The 16,768-nt window shown below is 63.6% G+C and carries 15 protein-coding genes; 11 read left to right on the top strand and 4 right to left on the bottom strand.

Features of this window, described 5'->3' with window-relative positions:
- Positions 1-3: 3 nt before the first annotated feature.
- The 11 genes from FYJ85_RS02865 (at position 4) to FYJ85_RS02815 (ending at position 12,481) form a co-directional block, all read left to right on the top strand.
- On the top strand, positions 4-528 hold the full coding sequence (locus tag FYJ85_RS02865; RefSeq protein ID WP_106054902.1) for a helix-turn-helix domain-containing protein: 525 nt from the start codon (positions 4-6) through the stop codon (positions 526-528).
- Positions 529-530: 2 nt separating this feature from the next.
- On the top strand, positions 531-1,988 hold the full coding sequence (locus FYJ85_RS02860) for an oxidoreductase (protein ID WP_106054903.1): 1,458 nt from the start codon (positions 531-533) through the stop codon (positions 1,986-1,988).
- Between the two features lie 152 nt (positions 1,989-2,140).
- Complete coding sequence (locus tag FYJ85_RS02855) at positions 2,141-2,800, top strand: ThuA domain-containing protein (protein WP_158704239.1); 660 nt, start codon at positions 2,141-2,143, stop codon at positions 2,798-2,800.
- A gap of 3 nt (positions 2,801-2,803) precedes the next feature.
- On the top strand, positions 2,804-3,952 hold the full coding sequence (locus FYJ85_RS02850; RefSeq protein WP_154416932.1) for an alpha/beta hydrolase family protein: 1,149 nt from the start codon (positions 2,804-2,806) through the stop codon (positions 3,950-3,952).
- Positions 3,946-5,229, top strand: a complete 1,284-nt coding sequence (locus tag FYJ85_RS02845) for a hypothetical protein (RefSeq protein WP_154416931.1) — start codon at positions 3,946-3,948, stop codon at positions 5,227-5,229. The genes FYJ85_RS02850 and FYJ85_RS02845 overlap by 7 nt, the downstream gene beginning before the upstream one ends.
- A gap of 172 nt (positions 5,230-5,401) precedes the next feature.
- Positions 5,402-6,739: an acetylxylan esterase gene (locus tag FYJ85_RS02840; protein ID WP_177995549.1), complete on the top strand. Its 1,338-nt coding sequence runs from the start codon at positions 5,402-5,404 to the stop codon at positions 6,737-6,739.
- Positions 6,736-7,983, top strand: a complete 1,248-nt coding sequence (locus FYJ85_RS02835; RefSeq protein ID WP_154416929.1) for an acetylxylan esterase — start codon at positions 6,736-6,738, stop codon at positions 7,981-7,983. The genes FYJ85_RS02840 and FYJ85_RS02835 overlap by 4 nt, the downstream gene beginning before the upstream one ends.
- A gap of 79 nt (positions 7,984-8,062) precedes the next feature.
- Complete coding sequence (locus FYJ85_RS02830) at positions 8,063-8,341, top strand: hypothetical protein (RefSeq protein ID WP_154416928.1); 279 nt, start codon at positions 8,063-8,065, stop codon at positions 8,339-8,341.
- Positions 8,342-8,495: 154 nt separating this feature from the next.
- Positions 8,496-9,590: a phospho-N-acetylmuramoyl-pentapeptide-transferase gene (gene mraY / locus FYJ85_RS02825; protein ID WP_106054910.1), complete on the top strand. Its 1,095-nt coding sequence runs from the start codon at positions 8,496-8,498 to the stop codon at positions 9,588-9,590.
- 134 nt (positions 9,591-9,724) lie between these two features.
- The gene (locus FYJ85_RS02820; protein ID WP_154416927.1) at positions 9,725-11,905 is read left to right on the top strand and encodes a DNA polymerase domain-containing protein; all 2,181 of its coding nucleotides are present in this window, start codon (positions 9,725-9,727) and stop codon (positions 11,903-11,905) included.
- 24 nt (positions 11,906-11,929) lie between these two features.
- Positions 11,930-12,481, top strand: a complete 552-nt coding sequence (locus FYJ85_RS02815) for a hypothetical protein (RefSeq protein WP_154416926.1) — start codon at positions 11,930-11,932, stop codon at positions 12,479-12,481.
- 19 nt (positions 12,482-12,500) lie between these two features.
- On the opposite strand, the gene xseB is transcribed toward FYJ85_RS02815, so the two are convergent.
- From xseB to FYJ85_RS02795, 4 genes are all read right to left on the bottom strand, one after another.
- Complete coding sequence (gene xseB, locus FYJ85_RS02810) at positions 12,501-12,803, bottom strand: exodeoxyribonuclease VII small subunit (RefSeq protein ID WP_206212942.1); 303 nt, start codon at positions 12,801-12,803, stop codon at positions 12,501-12,503.
- Positions 12,800-13,468: a carbonic anhydrase gene (locus tag FYJ85_RS02805; RefSeq protein ID WP_106054914.1), complete on the bottom strand. Its 669-nt coding sequence runs from the start codon at positions 13,466-13,468 to the stop codon at positions 12,800-12,802. Before FYJ85_RS02805 ends, xseB begins: the two co-directional genes overlap by 4 nt.
- 7 nt (positions 13,469-13,475) lie before the next feature.
- Positions 13,476-14,441: an alpha/beta fold hydrolase gene (locus FYJ85_RS02800; protein ID WP_106054915.1), complete on the bottom strand. Its 966-nt coding sequence runs from the start codon at positions 14,439-14,441 to the stop codon at positions 13,476-13,478.
- 77 nt (positions 14,442-14,518) lie between these two features.
- Positions 14,519-16,636: a sialate O-acetylesterase gene (locus tag FYJ85_RS02795; protein WP_154416924.1), complete on the bottom strand. Its 2,118-nt coding sequence runs from the start codon at positions 16,634-16,636 to the stop codon at positions 14,519-14,521.
- Positions 16,637-16,768 lie beyond the last annotated feature (132 nt).

Genomic DNA, 16,768 nt, shown 5'->3' with positions numbered 1-16,768 from the left:
GCGATGGAGCAGTTCGACTTCACCATCCTGCGCGAGCTGCGCAAGCGGGCCGGCCTCAGCATCGGGGAGGTTTCGGCCGAGAGCGGCGTCTCCGCGGCGGTGATCTCGAAGCTCGAGCGGAACCGGACACGCGCCGAACTCGACACGCTCTACCGGCTCGCGCGCGTCTTCGGCATCACGGCGGCGGAGCTGCTGAATCTGGCCGAGGCGCGGCTGTCGCACCCGCTGAAGGCGACGGCGCACCGGAACGAGGATTTCCTGTTCCGGGAGATCAATTACAAAAACATCCGCTGCCTGCACGGCAGGGCGGGGAAGGGGTCGCGCGTGTCGCACCCGAACGTGCATCGGGACGATTACGAGCTCTGCTGGATTCTCGACGGAACGCTGCGGCTCACGCTGCCGTCGGAGTCCTACGAACTCTCGGCCGGGCAGTCGCTGCAGTTCGACGCGCTGCTCGAGCATACGTATGAGGCGCTGACCGACTGCGAGCTTTTGATTTTACATATCAGAAAGGAAAACAGGTTCTGAAAATGGCAGAAAATTATCCGAAAATCACTTCGTTCAAAACCGCCGACGCTTTCCGGGCGCATCTGAAGGCGCTGAAGCTCGATCTCGAAATCGACGATGCGATCCTGCCCGCGCCGGAGAGTCCGCTCGCGCAGGGGCTAGAGTACCACGGGCGCAGGATCGGCAACCGCTGGTGTATCCTGCCGATGGAGGGGTGGGATTGCCTGCCGGACGGTTCGCCCTCCGAACTGACCCGCCGCCGCTGGCTGCATTTCGCCGAAAGCGGCGCGAAGCTGCTGTTCGGCTGCGAGGCGTGCGCCGTGATGGAGTCCGGCAAGAGCAATACCCGCCAGCTTATGATCACCCCCGGGACCATGCCGAAACTGAAGGCGCTCTGTTCCGAAATGCGGCAGCGCCACGCGGAGAAGTTCGGCACGGCGGACGATCTTTATATCGGCCTCCAGCTGACCCACTCCGGCCGTTACAGCCATCCGCATGATGACGCGAAGCTCGAGTCGGTGACCGCCTACTGCCACCCGCTGCTCGACGAGAAGTTCCGCAACACGGCAGCGAATGTGGTTTCGGACGACGAGCTCCGGAACATCATCCGCCGTTTCATCGGGGCTGCGAAGCTCGCGGAGGAGGCCGGGTTCGATTTCGTCGACGTCAAAATGGCGCACGGATACCTCGGGCACGAGCTGCTTTCGGGCTTCGACCGTCCCGGCGAATTCGGCGGCAGCTTCGAAAACCGGACCCGCTTCTTCCGCGAGATCGTCGAGGGGATCAGGCGCGAGGTTCCGGGGCTCGAGATCGGCACGCGCTTCTCGATCTTCGACTGTCTGCCGTTCGAAAAGGGGCCGGACAAGGTCGGCATCCCGATGCAGCGCGGCGATATCGGCGTCGGCAATTACAAATATGCGTTCGGCGGCGACGGCACCGGGCTCGGCTGCGACCTGACCGAACCGCTGAAGTTCCTCGAGCTCTGCCGTTCGCTCGGCGTGGAGCTGATCTGCACGACGGTATGCAGCCCGTACTACAACCCGCACTTCCAGCGTCCGGCCTATTACCCGGTTTCGGACGGCTACCTGCCGCCGGAGGACCCGGTGTGCGGCGCGGCGCGGCAGATTCGCGCGGTCGCCGAGGTCAAGGAGCATTTCCGGGGAACGGATATGATCTTCATCGGCTCCGGCTACACCTGTCTGCAGGAGTTCCTGCCGCAGGCCGGACAGGCGGCGGTGCGTGCCGGAAAGACCGACATGGTAGGCATCGGCCGCATGGTCATCGCATATCCCGAGCTCCCCGCCGACGCACTGGCCGGCGGTCCGCTCAGGACGAAGCGGATCTGCCGCACCTTCGGCGACTGCACCACGGCGCCGCGCGGCGGCATGGTCTCCGGCTGCTACCCGCTCGATGATTTCTATAAATCGCGCCCCGAATGCGAGTGCGTGAAGGAAATCAAGCGGAAATTCCGCGAAGGGTGACGGGAGTTTCCGCGGCTTTCGCGCGTTTCCGTTTCCCGGTATGGGCGGAAACGCGTTTTTCATGGTTTCTTCCGGCCGGAAACTGGAAAATGCGCGGAACGGGTGCTAAAATAAGAGAATGGAGCCGATGTTTAATTCTGACAGGTGAAACGATGATTCTTTTTGCGGCGGACGACCATTTCAATACCTCCCCCGGGCGGAATACGTATGAGGAAATCGCGGGCGACTACCCGCAGATGAAATTTGTGGAAAACGACTGGTCGTGCTTTACGGCCTGCGATCTGGCGAAGGAGTGCGATCTGCTGATCCTGAACATGATCGCCGACACCTGCGGGCTGCCGATTCCGGACGGGAAGGCGGCCGGGGCCGTGAAAAAATACTGCGAAGCCGGCAGGCCGATGCTGCTGCTGCACGGTGCAAGTTCGGCCTTCTGGCCTTACGACTGGTTCCGCGAATCGTCCGGTTTCCGCTGGGTGCGCGGCAACGACCCGGACGGCTTCGAGGCGAGCTTCCACCCGCATGAACCCTACAAGGTCGTTCCGGCCAAGTGCCGCCACCGGCTGGTGAAAAAGCTCGTTCCGATGGATTTCCCGCAGGACGAGATCTATACCGGGCTCGAACAGACCCGGCCGTTCACGATCCTGATGAACACCACGATCAGCATGGGAACCTTCCCGCAGTGCACCGAGTCGTTCACGCGCTGGGGCGGGCGGGTCGTCAACTTTCTGCCGGGGCATCTGCCCTGCGTGACCCGCCACCCGGATTTCGTCCGGAATGTGAAAACGCTGATCGACGATCTGCTGGAGGACTGAACCATGGAGCTGTTCGGAGACCGCGAGGCGCTGTATGCGATGCCGGAGGTGTTTCCGGCCGCTCTTTTCGATTATCCCGGCGTGAAACAGCTGTTTTACTCCGGCCCCGCCTGGCGCGGCAGGCCGACCCGGGTTTTTGCCTGCTGCGGAGTGCCGGAAGGGGCTTCGCCGGAGAACCCGGTTCCCGGCGTCGTGCTGATTCACGGAGGCGGTGCGACCGCGCTGGCCGACTGGGTCGCGCTCTGGAACCGGCGCGGCTATGCGGCAATCTCGATGGATACCTGCGGCTGCGTCCCGGGCTGGTCGGTCAATCCGTATTGCAACCGGAGCTGGCCGCGGCATGAGTTCAGCGGCCCTTCCGGCTGGAGCGAAAGCATGCACGAGGCGGATCTGCCGCCGGAGGAGCAGTGGCCGTACCACGCGGTGCGGGCGGCCGCGGCGGCGCATACGCTGCTGCGTTCGATGCCGGGCGTCGATCCGGAGCGGACCGGGGTCACCGGCATCTCCTGGGGCGGGGTGCTGACCTGTCTCGCCGCCGGAACCGACGACCGTTACGGATTTGCGATTCCGGTTTACGGCTGCGGATTCTTCAATACGCCGGAGAGCGGGCTCGGGTACGACAATCCGCGCCTGACGCCGGAGCTCCGCCGCCGCTGGTTCGAGCTGTGGGACCCGGCGCACCGGCTCGGGAATATCGCGTGCCCGACGCTGTTTTTTTCGGGCAGCAACGATTTTGCATTTCCGTTCGACGCGCTGCGGAAGTCGTACCGGGCGGTTCCCGCCGCCGGCAGGCGGCTGTCGGTCCGGCTCGCCTATCCGCACAACCATACCGAGTGCTGGAGCGAGGAGACGGTGTTCGACTTTGCCGCCGCGTCGCTTGAGGGCCGGGCGCTGCCGTCGCTCGCGCGCCCCGAGATCGCCGGGGAGACGGTTCGCTGCGGCTTCGACGCGGCCGGAGCCGGAGGCGTTTCGGGCGTTCTGAACTTTACGCGCGCTTCCGGCATGTGGCCGGACCGGGCGTGGAGTTCGGTTCCGGCCCGGATCGAGGGCGGTGCTTTCACCGCTCCGCTGCCGCGCGGCGCGAAAGCGGTTTTCTTCAACCTGCTGGCGGCGGACGGCCGTTGTTACAGCTCGGAGTTCATCGAATGCTGACCCGTGCGCTCCTGGCGATGCTTTTCATGTCCGGCTGCCTGCTCGGCGCGGCCGGGCGGGATGAACTTTCCGCGCAGCCGTATGTCAGGACGCTGACCCGAGGGGAGGGGAGCGGAGCGGCGGGCGTGTTCCGGCTGGACCGCGAGCTTTACCGCCGGGTGGATGACTGCCGCCGCGAGCTGCTGCTGTTTGCCCCGGACGGCCGTGAGATTCCGCTTGCCGTCCGCCGCGCCGCGGTCGAAGCACTTCCCTCCGAAACCCCGCTGCTGCCGGCGAAGCTGCCGGCGCGGCGTTACGATTCGACTGATCCGACCGCCGGGGTCCTTTTCGATAATGCGGGCGGCAAACCGGTCACGGCGATCCGCATCCGCACTGCCGAGCGGGATTTCGAGAAGCTCGTCCGGGTCGAGGCCGGGCCGGACGGAAAAAACTGGCGGACCGTGCTTGATGCAGAGCCGTTTTTCGACTACTCCGGAACGGTGGAGGCCGGGCGGCGCGAGTTTCGTTTCCCGGCGGCGGTCAGCGACCGGGTCATCCGGGTCCGTATCATGGATTATCCGGGAGGGGCGGCGTCGCCGGGGCGGCGGGTCAACGGCGGCATTCTCGGCGACGCCGAATTCGCCGTGCGGCGGCGGCTCCGCATCGACCGCATCGAGGCGTGTCTCGACGGCGAAAAGCTGCCGGTCGCGGAAGAGCTTTCCGAGCGGGTGCGGCCGTCGTCTCCGGAAAAGGCGGACGGCGACACGACCGTGCTGACGTTCGAATGCGGTCCGTACCCGGTCAACGGCTTCGAACTCGAAACCTCCTCCGGCGATTTTGCGCGGAAGGCGACCGTTTACGGCAGTTCCGACGGTGGAAAGTATATCCGGCTGGCCGACGGAGAGCTGTATTCGATCGACGGCGGGAGGTTCCGCCGGCTGCGGCTCGACCTGCCGGAGAGCCGCTTCCCGTTTTATCGCATCGTGATTCGGAACGAAGGGCTTGCGCCGCTGGAAAATTGCTCGGTGACGGCGCTTTCCCCGGTTTACGAGGCCGTATTCGGCGACGCGTCCCCGCTGCTGACCCTCGCGTATGGCGGGGATTCGCACGGCGTCTCGATTGCGAAGCCTCCGGCGGAGGCGCCGGTTCGCTATGCGCTCGGGCCGGAGAGGCCGAATCCCGACTGGCACCCGGAGAAGGTCAACTGGATGCGCCGGGGGCTCGTGCTTGTGGTCGGCGCCATGCTGGTCGTTCTATGCGTTCTGCTCTGGCGGGGATACAAATCGATCGAAAAGTGATCGGATATCACACAATCAAACAAATGGTATTCGAGGCCATTGAAACATTAACCATGCCTCTCTCTTGAAAGAGCGGGGCCCCCCCGGAATGCGCCCGAAGCCCGCCGCAGGCGGGACCCGAGGCCCGTGGCCGAAGAAACGGCAGCTTTTCGGGGAACACAGGAGAAATCTCATGTCAATCCACTCCATGCTCTCCGCGGCGGCGCTCGCCTGCTTTCTGCTGATGGCCGGATGCACGTCGGTGAACGAAGCAGGAAAGACCGCCCCGGCGAAGGCTGAAAAGGCCGAAAAGGCCGAAAAGCCGGCGAAAAAGGGAATCTTCTCGTTCCGGGTGAAAACCGACAAGCCGGCGGTTTCCTACAAGATCGGCGAGCCGGTCGTCTTCACCGTCGAGCTCTGCGAGGACGGCGAACCGGCGGAGGCGGGAAAACTGATCTCCTGGGAGCGGCGCGGCGACGACGGCGTGGTCGAAAAGGGCGAAGCGAAATCCGGCGCTCCGGTGAAGGTCGTGACGAAGGGGACGAAGCCCGGCTTCATCCGGCTCAGCGTGAAGGCCGCCGACGCGGACGGTTCCGCGCTGAAAAACGGTTCGCGGGCCGTGACGGTCACCTCCGGAGCGGCGGTTGAGCCCGGCAGACTGCCGGTCGCTCCCGAGCCGAAGGATTTCGACGCGTTCTGGGAGCGGCAGAAGGAGCGGGTCAGGGCCGTTCCGATGAAGGAGCTCGAGCGCGTTCCGGTCGACTGCCGCGCCAAAGGCGTGGTCTGTTATGATGTGAAGGTGAGCGCCCCCGGCGGCAAGCCGATGTCCGGCTACCTCTGCATGCCGGAGAACGCGAAGCCGAAGTCGCTGCCGGTCACCGTGGTCTATTTCGGTTACGGCGTCTATCCGATCGGGAAGAACGACGGCATGGCGAAGGACCGCATCGTGCTTTCGGTCAACGCGCACGGTTTCCTGAACGGCCAGCCGAAGGAGTACTATTCGGAGCTTTCCAAGGGGGAGCTCAAGGGGTATGCGTTCGACCGGAAAGAGAATGAGGACCCGGAGACGACCTACTTCAACGGCATGATGCTGCGGCTGATCCGCTCGCTCGAGTATGCGAAGAGCCTGCCGGAGTGGGACGGGAAAAATCTGACCGTGCAGGGCCACAGCCAGGGCGGCATGCAGGCCGGCATCGCCGCCGGACTCGACGGGGATGTGACTGAAGCCGTTCTGAACCAGCCGTGGATGTGCGATATCGGTGGTGCGGCGATGGGACATCTGCGCGGCACCTGGCACATCAGGCCGACCGAGGCGCTGAAGTATTACGACACGATCTACCATATGCGGCGCTACGACGGCAAGGTCAAACTCATGGCCGGACTCGGCGATTACGTCTGTCCGCCCTCCGGCATGGCCGTGATCTATGAGGAGGCGAAGGGGCCGAAGGAGATCGTTTACACCCAGTCGGCCGGTCACAACGGCAATCCCTCCGGCGAGAAGTTCACCCTGACGGCGGAGGCGGCGGAATGAAAACGCGTTTCCGCCTCGTTCTCCTGCTCTTCGCTCTGGCTGCCGCGGCGCTCCGGGCCGGGGAGTTTTCGTTCTCCTGCAAAACCGACAAGTCTCCGCTCGAATATGCTTTGGGGGAGAAGATGACCTTCACGCTCCGGCTTCTCGAGGACGGCGAACCGCTCCCCGGCAAAAAGCTCGTATGGACGCGCACCGGGGATGACGGCAGGAAGGAGAGCGGCGAAGCCTCGTCGGATTCTCCGCTGGTCATCGAGACCTCGATAGACCGGCCCGGCTTCGTCCGGATCAAGGTCGATCCGTTCGATGCGGACGGCAAGCCGCTGATGCGCGGCAGGGACAAGTTCGGCTTCGACGGCGGCGCGGGCGCGGCGGTCGGGCAGATCGGCGGCGGGGAAATTCCGGAGGATTTCGACGCCTTCTGGGCCGCACAGAAGGCGGAACTGGCGAAGATCCCGCTCAAGGTCCTGGAGATGGAGGAGGTCGACAGCGGAGATCCCGCCGTGAAGTGTTATGACCTGAAGATCGCCTGCGCCGGCGGCATGCCGGTTTCCGGATACCTCTGCATGCCGAAGAATGCGGAGCCGAAGTCGCTGGAGGCGGAGCTTCTGTTCCGCGGCTACGCCGTGGTCGGCGCAAGCAGGCCGGTGAAGCAGGGGAAGGAACGCATCGCCTTCCAGATCAACGCCCACGGCATTGAGAACGGGCGGCCGGAGTCTTATTACAACGAGTTGAAGAATGGAAAACTCCGCGCCTACGGTTTCCGCGACGACGAGAACCGGGAGCGTGAGACGACCTATTTCAGGGGGATGGTCCTGCGGCTGCTGCGTGCCCTGGAGTATCTGAAAAGTCTGCCGGAGTGGGACGGGAAGACGCTTGCCGTCTCCGGCGGCAGCCAGGGCGGATTCCAGGCGCTGGCGGCCGCCGCGCTCGATCCGGATGTGACGCAGTGCTTTGCCGGAATTCCGTGGCTCTGCGATCTCTCCGGCATTACGCGGGGGCGGCTCAGGGGATGGCGCCCGAATTATGCGCCGGGGCTCGATTACATCGATTCGGCCTTTTTCGGGACGCGGATCAAATGTCCGGTCACGATCGAAGCCGGGCTCGGCGATTACGTCTGTCCGCCCTCCGGCGTGGCCGCGCTCTACAACGGCATCTCCGCGCCGAAAAAGATCGTCTGGAAGCAGGGACGCACGCACGCATACTCCCCGCGTAATGCGGAGACCTTCGTGCAGGAGGCGGAATAGGAGGCGCTTCCGATGCGGATCGGCACGGATTTTCCGGGCGGAAATGTCGCCGTCCGGTTGTTGACGGATGGAGCGGGCGATGGATGCATGGGCCGCGCGGCTTGAGCGCGAACTGCCGCCCGGGCTGCCGTATTCGGCTTCGGACAACATCCGTTTCGGCACCGGCTGGAACACGGCGGAGAATTATGCGAAGGGCCGGATGCTGAGCTGCTGCTGCGGAGGATTCGATTTCGTCCGGGCCGCGCTGGCGCTCGAAATTCCGTATGCGAACATGCGCGGCTGTGTGCTTGATGCGGCGAAGGCGCGGGAACTCGGTTCCGTGCTGCTGCGGGTGGCCGCCGCCGCTTTGCAGGAGTGAATTTTTTCTTGTGCCGCGCCCGGCTTCCGGCAGTTGGAACCCGGGCGCTTTTTCTTGCGATTTTGTTGTCTCCGCGACTGGAAAAAAACGGGAAGGGGCATATAGTATGTCGCATACCTGCCCATAACATTTTTTCCGGAGATTTTTGACGCCAATGCTGTACCTTCTTTCGCTGCTCGGTAACGATTTCCTGCCGTTTCGCCTGTTCGATTACGTGACCTTCCGCGCCGGCGGCGCGGCGCTCACCGCCTTCCTGATCGTGATTCTGCTCGGCGGCAGAACGGCCCGCTGGCTGCGCAGGCTCAATGTCAGGACCAGCGAACGGCTGGAGGGGCTGGTCCCCGCCGAATTCATCGACAAGGAGAAAAGCCGGACACCCTGCATGGGGGGGATTCTCATGATCGGCGGCATTCTGATTTCGGCCTGTTTCTGGAACGTCATGAGCAGCCCGATTTCGATCCTGCTGGTCGTCTCGACGTTCGCCTTTGCGCTGGTCGGTTTTTACGACGATTACCGCAAGGTCGTTTACAAGGACCGCGACGGCCTGCCCGGGCGGTACAAGCTGCTGTGCCAGATCGTGATCGCCGGGCTCGGCGTCTGGGCGCTTTTCCTGATGCCCGAGGTCGGGCCGTACATGGATGATTTCATGGTGCCGTTTTTCAAGGACCCGGTGCTCATCTGCACGCCGTGGACGGTGCTGGTGGCAGTCGGCACCGTCGTGGCGACCTCGAACGCGGTGAACCTCACCGACGGCAAGGACGGCCTTGCGACCGGCTGCACGATCTTCTGCACGCTGACCTACGCGGCTTTCGCGTACCTGATGGGGCATGCGGTGTTTGCGAACTACCTGAAGGTCCCGTTCATTCCCGGTGCGGGCGAGGGAATGGTGTTCGCCGCTGCGGTCTGCGGCGGCTGCATCGGGTTTCTCTGGCACAACTGCCACCCGGCTTCGATGTTCATGGGGGACACCGGCAGCCTCGCCCTCGGCGGCGCGGTCGGATTTCTGGCCGTGCTCGTGCGGCAGGAGGTGCTGCTGATCCTGGTCGGCGGGGTTTTCGTCATGGAGGCCGGGTCGGTCATGCTGCAGGTGCCGTACTTCAAGCTGACCGGGAAACGGATTTTCCCGTGCACGCCGATCCACCACACCTTCGAGCGGCGGGGGTGGACCGAAACGCAGATCGTGGTCCGCTTCTGGATTCTCTCCGGCGTCTTTGCGCTGATCGCGCTGGCGACGCTCAAACTGCGCTGATGCTCGTTCCGGCTTTACCTCCGCAGGGTTGGATGCGGGAAGAAAGATGCATATTTCCAGTGCGGCGGTTGCGAAAACGGCGCGGAGGTGGTACATTCCTGCATATGACAATCCAGTGAGGATGGAGGTGGGGCATGTTTCTTGAAAAACTCGTGAATTCCAGGCGCAGCGGCGTGGTTGCCGTGGAGACGCGCGATGACGATGCGGTTTTCTTCTATCATGACGGCGGCGGATTCCGGCAGGAGACGGTGCCGTTTACGCCGATGCTGCTGCTGAGTGCGCCGGAGCAGCTGGAGGATTTTTCCGGCACGGCGGCGGTTTCGCCGTTCGACGGGAATATGGTTTTCCGTTTCCTGGCGAAGTTTCCGACCGTCTCGGAGTATGAACTCGCTTTGAAGCACCTGAAAAAAGGCCGGGGGGCGTATTTCGTCTTCCGGGATTACGCACAGCAGATTCTGCAGCAGGAGGAGACGCGGCTGTTCGCCGGGATGGAATTCCGGGAACTGCGGCGGCTTCAGTTCGACCTCGAAGTCAGGACTACGCCGGGCTTCGACTTTCCGAATCCGGACCGTGCGGGGGACGAGATCGTCATTATTTCGATGTGCGACTCCACCGGCTGGGAGTTGGCGCTGTCGCAGGATGCGATGGGCGAAAAAGAGCTGATCGAAACGTTCGTGCGGACGGTTGCGGAACGCGACCCCGACGTGATCGAGGGGCATAACCTCTGCCGCTTCGACCTGCCGTATCTCGAGGCGCGCGCGAAGCGGCACAAGGTGCGGCTGACGCTCGGGCGCGGCGGCGCGACGCCGAAGAAGCGGTCGAGCCGGTTCAGCCTGGCTGAACGGATCATCAACTATACCCGGTACGACCTCTTCGGACGGCATGTGGTCGATACGCTGCACCTTGCGATGATGTACGACGTGTCGAACCGCGATCTCGAGTCCTACAACCTCAAGTACCTGGCAAAGCATTTCAATTTCGCCTCCGAAGAGCGCACCTACATCGACGGAGCCCGGATTTCGCAGGCGTGGGAGGAAGAGCGCGCGCTGCTGCTCGCCTATGCGCTCGACGACGTGCGTGAGACGCGGAGCCTCGGGGCGCTCCTGAGTCCGAGCTACTTCTACCAGACGTCGATCCTGCCGATGAAGTATCAGGATGTGATCGTCCGCGGCAGCGGCACGAGCCTCGACGCGCTTTTCGTCTCCGAGTACCTGAAAGCGCGGCATTCGCTGCCGCTGCCGGAGCCGGCCCGCCGTTTCGCGGGGGCGCTGACCCGGGCGGACGAGGTCGGCGTGTTCGAGAACGTCTGGCACTGCGACGTGCGCTCGCTGTATCCGTCGATTCTGCTGGCCGAGGGATGGGCGCCGTCGCGCGACGGTCTGCGCGTGTTTCCCCGGCTGCTCGATGCGCTGCGGACCTTCCGGCTCGAGGCGAAGGACGCGATGCGTTCCACGCGCGATCCGGCCGAACAGAACGAGTTGAAGGCGCTGCAGGGGACGTTCAAGATCCTCATCAACTCGTTCTACGGCTATCTCGGATTTTCGCAGGGGACGTTCAACGACTACGACCTTGCCGAGCGGGTCACGGCGCGCGGGCGGGAGATCCTGACCATGATGCTCGATTTCCTGACCTCGTCGGGCGCGAATGTCCTTGAGATGGACACCGACGGCATCTACTTCCAGCCGCCGGCCGGGGTGACCGGCAAGAGCGCCTTTCAGAAACGGATTCAGGGGGCGCTGCCGCCCGGCATCGAGGTGGAGCTCGACTCCGCCTACGCCGCGATGTTCTCCTACAAAAGCAAGAATTATGCGCTGCTCGGGCTCGACGGAACGGTCAGCATCACGGGGGCGGCTCTGAAATCGCGCGGTCTCGAGCCGTTCCAGCGGCGGTTCATCTCGCGTCTGGTCGAGCTGCTGCTGAAGCGCGATTTCGCGTCGGTTCCGGCGATGTACGAGAAGATGCGCGGAGAGATCGAGCGGCGCGAGCTGCCGCTTGCGGACCTCGCCAAAAGCGAGAACCTGAACGATTCGCCCGAAACCTACAAGCGGAAACTGGCTGCCGGAACCGGGCGGCGCAGCGCCGCCTACGAACTCGCCATCCGCTCGAAGCTCGACTTTCAGGCCGGCGACCAGGTGACCTACTACCTGACCGGCGAGAAGAAGAAAGTCTCGGTGGTCGACAACGCGAAGCTGCTGTCGGAGGCGCCGGCCGGGGAGCGCGATGAAAACGTCGCCTACTATCTGAACAAGCTCGATGAGCTGTACGCCAATTTCAAGGCGTTTCTGCCGGAGGAGAAAAGTCCGCTCGGCATTTGAACCGGAGAAGAAGGAGGAGGGGAAATGAAGAGGTGTGATCTGGACAAAGCCCTGCCGGAGGGAATCCGGAGTTTCGACGAGTGGGAGGCGAAGATCCCGAAGTATCAGACTCCGCTGATGAAGCGGCTCGATTCGCTCGATCTCGGCAGCCGCCCGGAGAACTGGACCCGGGCCGCGCTGTACGAGATCGTGCTCTGGGAGCTGAACCGCTATCCGGAGATCGACGACACCCTGTTCCGCGACCTTGCCGGCGCGGCGAAGATCGCTCCGGGGAAGCACAGGGAGGGGAAGGAGCTCTTTCTGCGGCTGCTCGGCTGCCGGAACGTCGGGCTTACCATGGCGACCGCGATTCTGCGGTTCGTGAATCCCGGCACGTTCCAGACATTGAATGCACGGAACGGTTTCGTCGTGCTCGGCGCAGGAGAGATTCCGTCCAGACCGGAAGAGGCGGCCGACTATTATTTCCGCTACCTCGACGAACTGCGCAAGCTGACCGGCGACGGATTCGATTTCCGCTTCGCCGACCGGCTGCTCTATCAGGTGGACAAGGCAACCGGCCGGAAGCTCGGCTCCTGACCGGGAGCGTGAGCGCTCCTCAGAACGGCATCCCTTCGTCGTCCTGCGGCGCGTTCCGGGTCGGGGAGGGGACTTCGGCTTCGAAGTCGGTCCAGCTCCCCCGGTCGCCGTCGTCGCGGGTCAGCAGCTCGATTTTGCGTTCGAGCGTATCGAGCTTGGCCCGGCAGATTTTCGCCAGTTCACTGCCGGCTTCGAAATTCTGCATAAGCTCTTCGAGCGGCAGTTTGCCGGTCTCCATTCTGGCGACCAGGGCTTCCAGTTTTTCAAGTGCCTGCTCGAACGGCAGGGCTTCGAGCTCTTCGCGGGATGATTCAGTACTCACTCTTGGTCTCCGGTTGGGTGAAGAAGGTTGTTGTCGAGCCGGAAAAAGCCGTTGCGGTCGCGGTCGAACCGGAACAGCTGCCCGCTCGGCATGTGAAAATACCACGCATGCAGCGTGAGGCTGCCGGTGCCGGTGCGTTCGCGGACCCATGGGAAGGTCAGCAGATTCTCGAGCCCGAGAATCAGGGAGGCCTCCTCGCAGGCGCGGCAGCGGGTCGTTTCCGGCGATTCCGTCATCGAGGCGTTGACCGCGAGCTTGGCCGGCTCCGCGAGGTCGAGCCACGGGTCGAGAAACTGCCCGGCCGGTTCTTCGGCACTGCGCCGCATCAGCGCCTTGATGCCGCCGCAGTCGGAGTGCCCGAGCAGGATCAGGTGCCCGATTCCGAGCTCTGTAACCGCATATTCGAGCGCGGCGCTGACGCCGTGGTGGCGCGTATCCGGTTCGTACGGCGGAACCAGATTCGCCACGTTCCGGATCACGAAAAGATCGCCCGGGTCAGTGTCGAGCAGAATCGCCGGATCGACCCGGGAGTCGGAACAGGAGATCACGCATGCGCGCGGATGCTGTCCGTGCCGGAGCTTGTCGAACAATTCGGAGTCGCCGGCGAACCAGGTGTTGTGGAAACTGCGGAAACCCTCGATCAGTTTATGAATGGATTCTTCCATGTTCCTCTCACTTCAGCATGTCCGTCATGAACCGGAACGTGCGGTCGTTGTGTCCGGGCAGCCCTTCGTGGCCGAAGTCCGGGTAGAACACGTGCTCTTTCGGCGCCGTGATCTTGTTGAAGGCGGCGAACTGCGTCGACGGCGGGCAGACCGTATCCATGAGCCCGGTCGCCATCATGATCCGGCAGCGGATGCGCGGCGCGAGGTTCTGGACGTCGATGTAGCCGAGACGGCGGAAGAACTCCTCCTCCCGCGCATGAGTCGGGTCGAACCAGCGGAAATAGTACTGCAGCTCATCGTAGGCGGCCTTGGCGAGATCCATGTTCCAGACCCGGCGGTAGTCCGAGAGGAACGGGAAGGTCGCGGAAGCGCGGTTCAGCTCCGGCACGAGCGCGGCGCAGGCGAGGGTGAGGCCGCCGCCCTGCGAGCCGCCCATGGCGCCGACGCGGGTTTCGTCGACATCGTCCATCGCCATGACGATCCGGGCGGTCCGGGCGGTGTCGAGAAAGATGTTGCGGAACAGCAGTTTCTTCGGGTCGGGGTCGTCCACGCCGCGGATGATGTGGCCGCGCAGCGTCGTTCCCGTGACCGGCGTGACATCCTGCGAAGGGCCGCCCTGACCGCGCACGTCGAGCGATGCGACCGTAAAGCCGGCCGAGACGTAATTGAGCTTGTCGCACCAGTCCCCCGAATTGCCGGAGTAACCGTGGAACTGGACCACGGCCGGGTGTTTCCGGGTCGCCCCGGCCGGCCGGAGCAGCTTGGCATGGACCCGGGCGTTGCCGGTGCCGGTGAACCAGAGGTCGAAGCACTCCGCATTCGGAGCCTGGAATTCGGATGGAATCAGTTCGATCTCGGGCGGCAGCGCGGCCAGTTCGGCCAGCGATTCATCCCAGTACGAGTCGAAATCCTCGGGCAGCGGGGAGCTGCCGAGATAGGTGCGCAATTCGTCGATCGGTTTGTCGATCAGCATTTCGGAACAGTCCTTATATTTGAGTGTTGGATGCGGGCTCAAAAAAAGGCGGCCGGAGCCGCCCTTCCGTTGCCGGGTTATTTGACGTAATCCGGCATGTCGGTCCGGAACGGACAGGCCGGGAAGCCGTCTTTGTTGTAGAAATTCAGGTTTCCGGCGTAGCTGACCCAGCCGTAGCGGACGGCAGCCGGCTCCTTGACTTCCGGCGAGCTCACGACGACGGTGTCGCCGTCGATGACTGCGTCCGCCCAGACGAATTTGCCGTCTTTGCCGGCGATCGCGAAGCAGCCGAGCTTGCCGTCTCTGCTGCCTTTGGCTTCAAGCCCGGCGCCGACGTTCGTGAAGGAGATGACCGCCTTTCCGTCCCTGACCGTCATCGATTTGAACATCGGCCCGGCGGAAACGATGTCCCTGCCGTAGCTGATGCGTTCGGCTTCTTTGGCCAGCCGATAGCCGACCGCCTGCTTGTTGGCCGGGTGGATGTCGGAGTGGTTGCCGGCGTCGATGCAGACCGCCATGCCGGTGTAAGGCACCTTCCTGAGCGTCGCGGCCTGCGCTTCGCGGAAGGGGGCCCAGACCGGATTGCCGGGCTTGCGGTCCACCCAGTAATCGTCCGGCAGCGGCTTGTCGGGCGTATGCTTCTCGTAGCCGGAGAGCTGGACGAAGAGGAACGGCAGTTTCGGGTCGTTCCACAGCGTGCGCCAGTCGGAGATGAGGAGCTGCTGGAGCTTCAGGTAATCCTCCGGCGCGCCGGCGTTGGTCTCGCCCTGGTACCAGAGGAAGCCGCGCAGCGGATAACCGGTCCACGGCGCGATCATGGAGTTGTAGAGCGTGGACGGGAAGCTCGGGTGGCGTTCGTTCGTGTTCATGTAGGCGAGCGGGTCCGGGCGGTTGCCGATCTTCCTGAGGTCGGCGGCGAATTCAAGCTTGAGCTTCCAGTCTCCCGCGAGACTGATCTTCTGCTTGCCGTCGGGTGAGAGGAAGAGTTCGTCGTCGGCGCCCTGGATGCCGCCGTCGATGAACATGTCGCTGACGCGGACCGCGATGACGTTGCGTCCGGCCTTCACGAGTTTGCCCGGAACCTTGTATTTGCGCGGGACGGACCAGTAGCTTTCGACATCGGAGCCGGTCGCGCCGACCTTTTCGCCGTTGAAGAAGGTTTCGTCGCAGTCGTCGACGGCGCCGAGCGAAAGGACCAGCTCTTTGCCGGCCCAGGCAGCCGGGATATCGACCGTCCGGCGGTACCAGGCGACGCCGTCGATGCCTTCGGGGAACGAGTTGCGGGTCGATTCAACTTTGGTCCAGGACGAATCGTCGAGATCCGGATTCTTCCAGCCGGCGGCGGCCGCCGTCTCCTTCGCGTAGGTCGAGTAGAAGCGCTTTTCCCACTCGGAGAACTTCTTGCGGGCCTTCTCCTGCTCGGCTTTGTATTTCGCTTCGAGCTCGGCGCTGGTCTTGCCGAGACCCTCGATCTTCATGAGCTCACGGACGCGGCCGGCGCGTTTGTAGGCATCATAGCTGATCCACGGCTCGATGGCCGTGCCGCCCCAGCTCGCGCTGATGAGGCCGATCGGAACGTTCAGGTCCTTGTTCAGCTCGCGACCGAAATAAAAGGCGACCGCGCTGAACGGCGCCGCGGTTTCGGGAGTGCAGAGCTGCCAGCCGGGCCCGACGACCTCATGCTGGACCTTGCCGGGGGAGACATATTTTTTCGAGGTCGCGTTGTAGAGGCGGATGTTCGGGTAGGTCGCCTGCGCCGCCTCTTCTTTGCCGTTCAGCGTGGACCAGTGCCTGCCCTTGCTGTAAACCGGCATCTCCATATTCGACTGCCCGCTCGCGAGCCAGACGTCGCCGATCAGCACATCCTTGAAGATGACCGGTTCGCTGCCCGGTGCGCCGGTGACGCTGACCAGGTAGGGGCCGCCGGCCTCCATGGCGGGCAGCACGGCCGCCCACTCGCCGTCGTCGCCGGCGGTGGCGAAAACGCTGTTGCCGCCGATGCCGACCAGCACCGATTCGCCGGGAGCGGCATGCCCGCTGATCCGGATCGGCTTTTCACGCTGCAGGACCATGTAGTCGCCGTAGATTTTGTGTACCGAATAGTTCGCCGCCATCTTCTCCGGCCTGACCGCCGTGCAGGCGGCGAGGAGCAGCGCGACGGCGAACGCCGCCAGGATCGGGATCCTTCTGAGCATTTTGTTGAACTCCCTTTCGTTTGTGACGTGAGTGGATGGATTTATTATAATCCCGAGTTCCGCAATTTGCAATTGCCGGGACGAAAATTGAAGGAGTTTTTGAATTTGCCCTGCTTTTTTCCGGGGGCGGCC

Origin of the sequence: Victivallis lenta, assembly GCF_009695545.1 — a bacterium.
Lineage (GTDB): Bacteria > Verrucomicrobiota > Lentisphaeria > Victivallales > Victivallaceae > Victivallis > Victivallis lenta.
The sequence above is the reverse complement of the archived record's forward strand: the minus strand, read 5'-3'. Positions and strand labels throughout refer to the sequence as shown.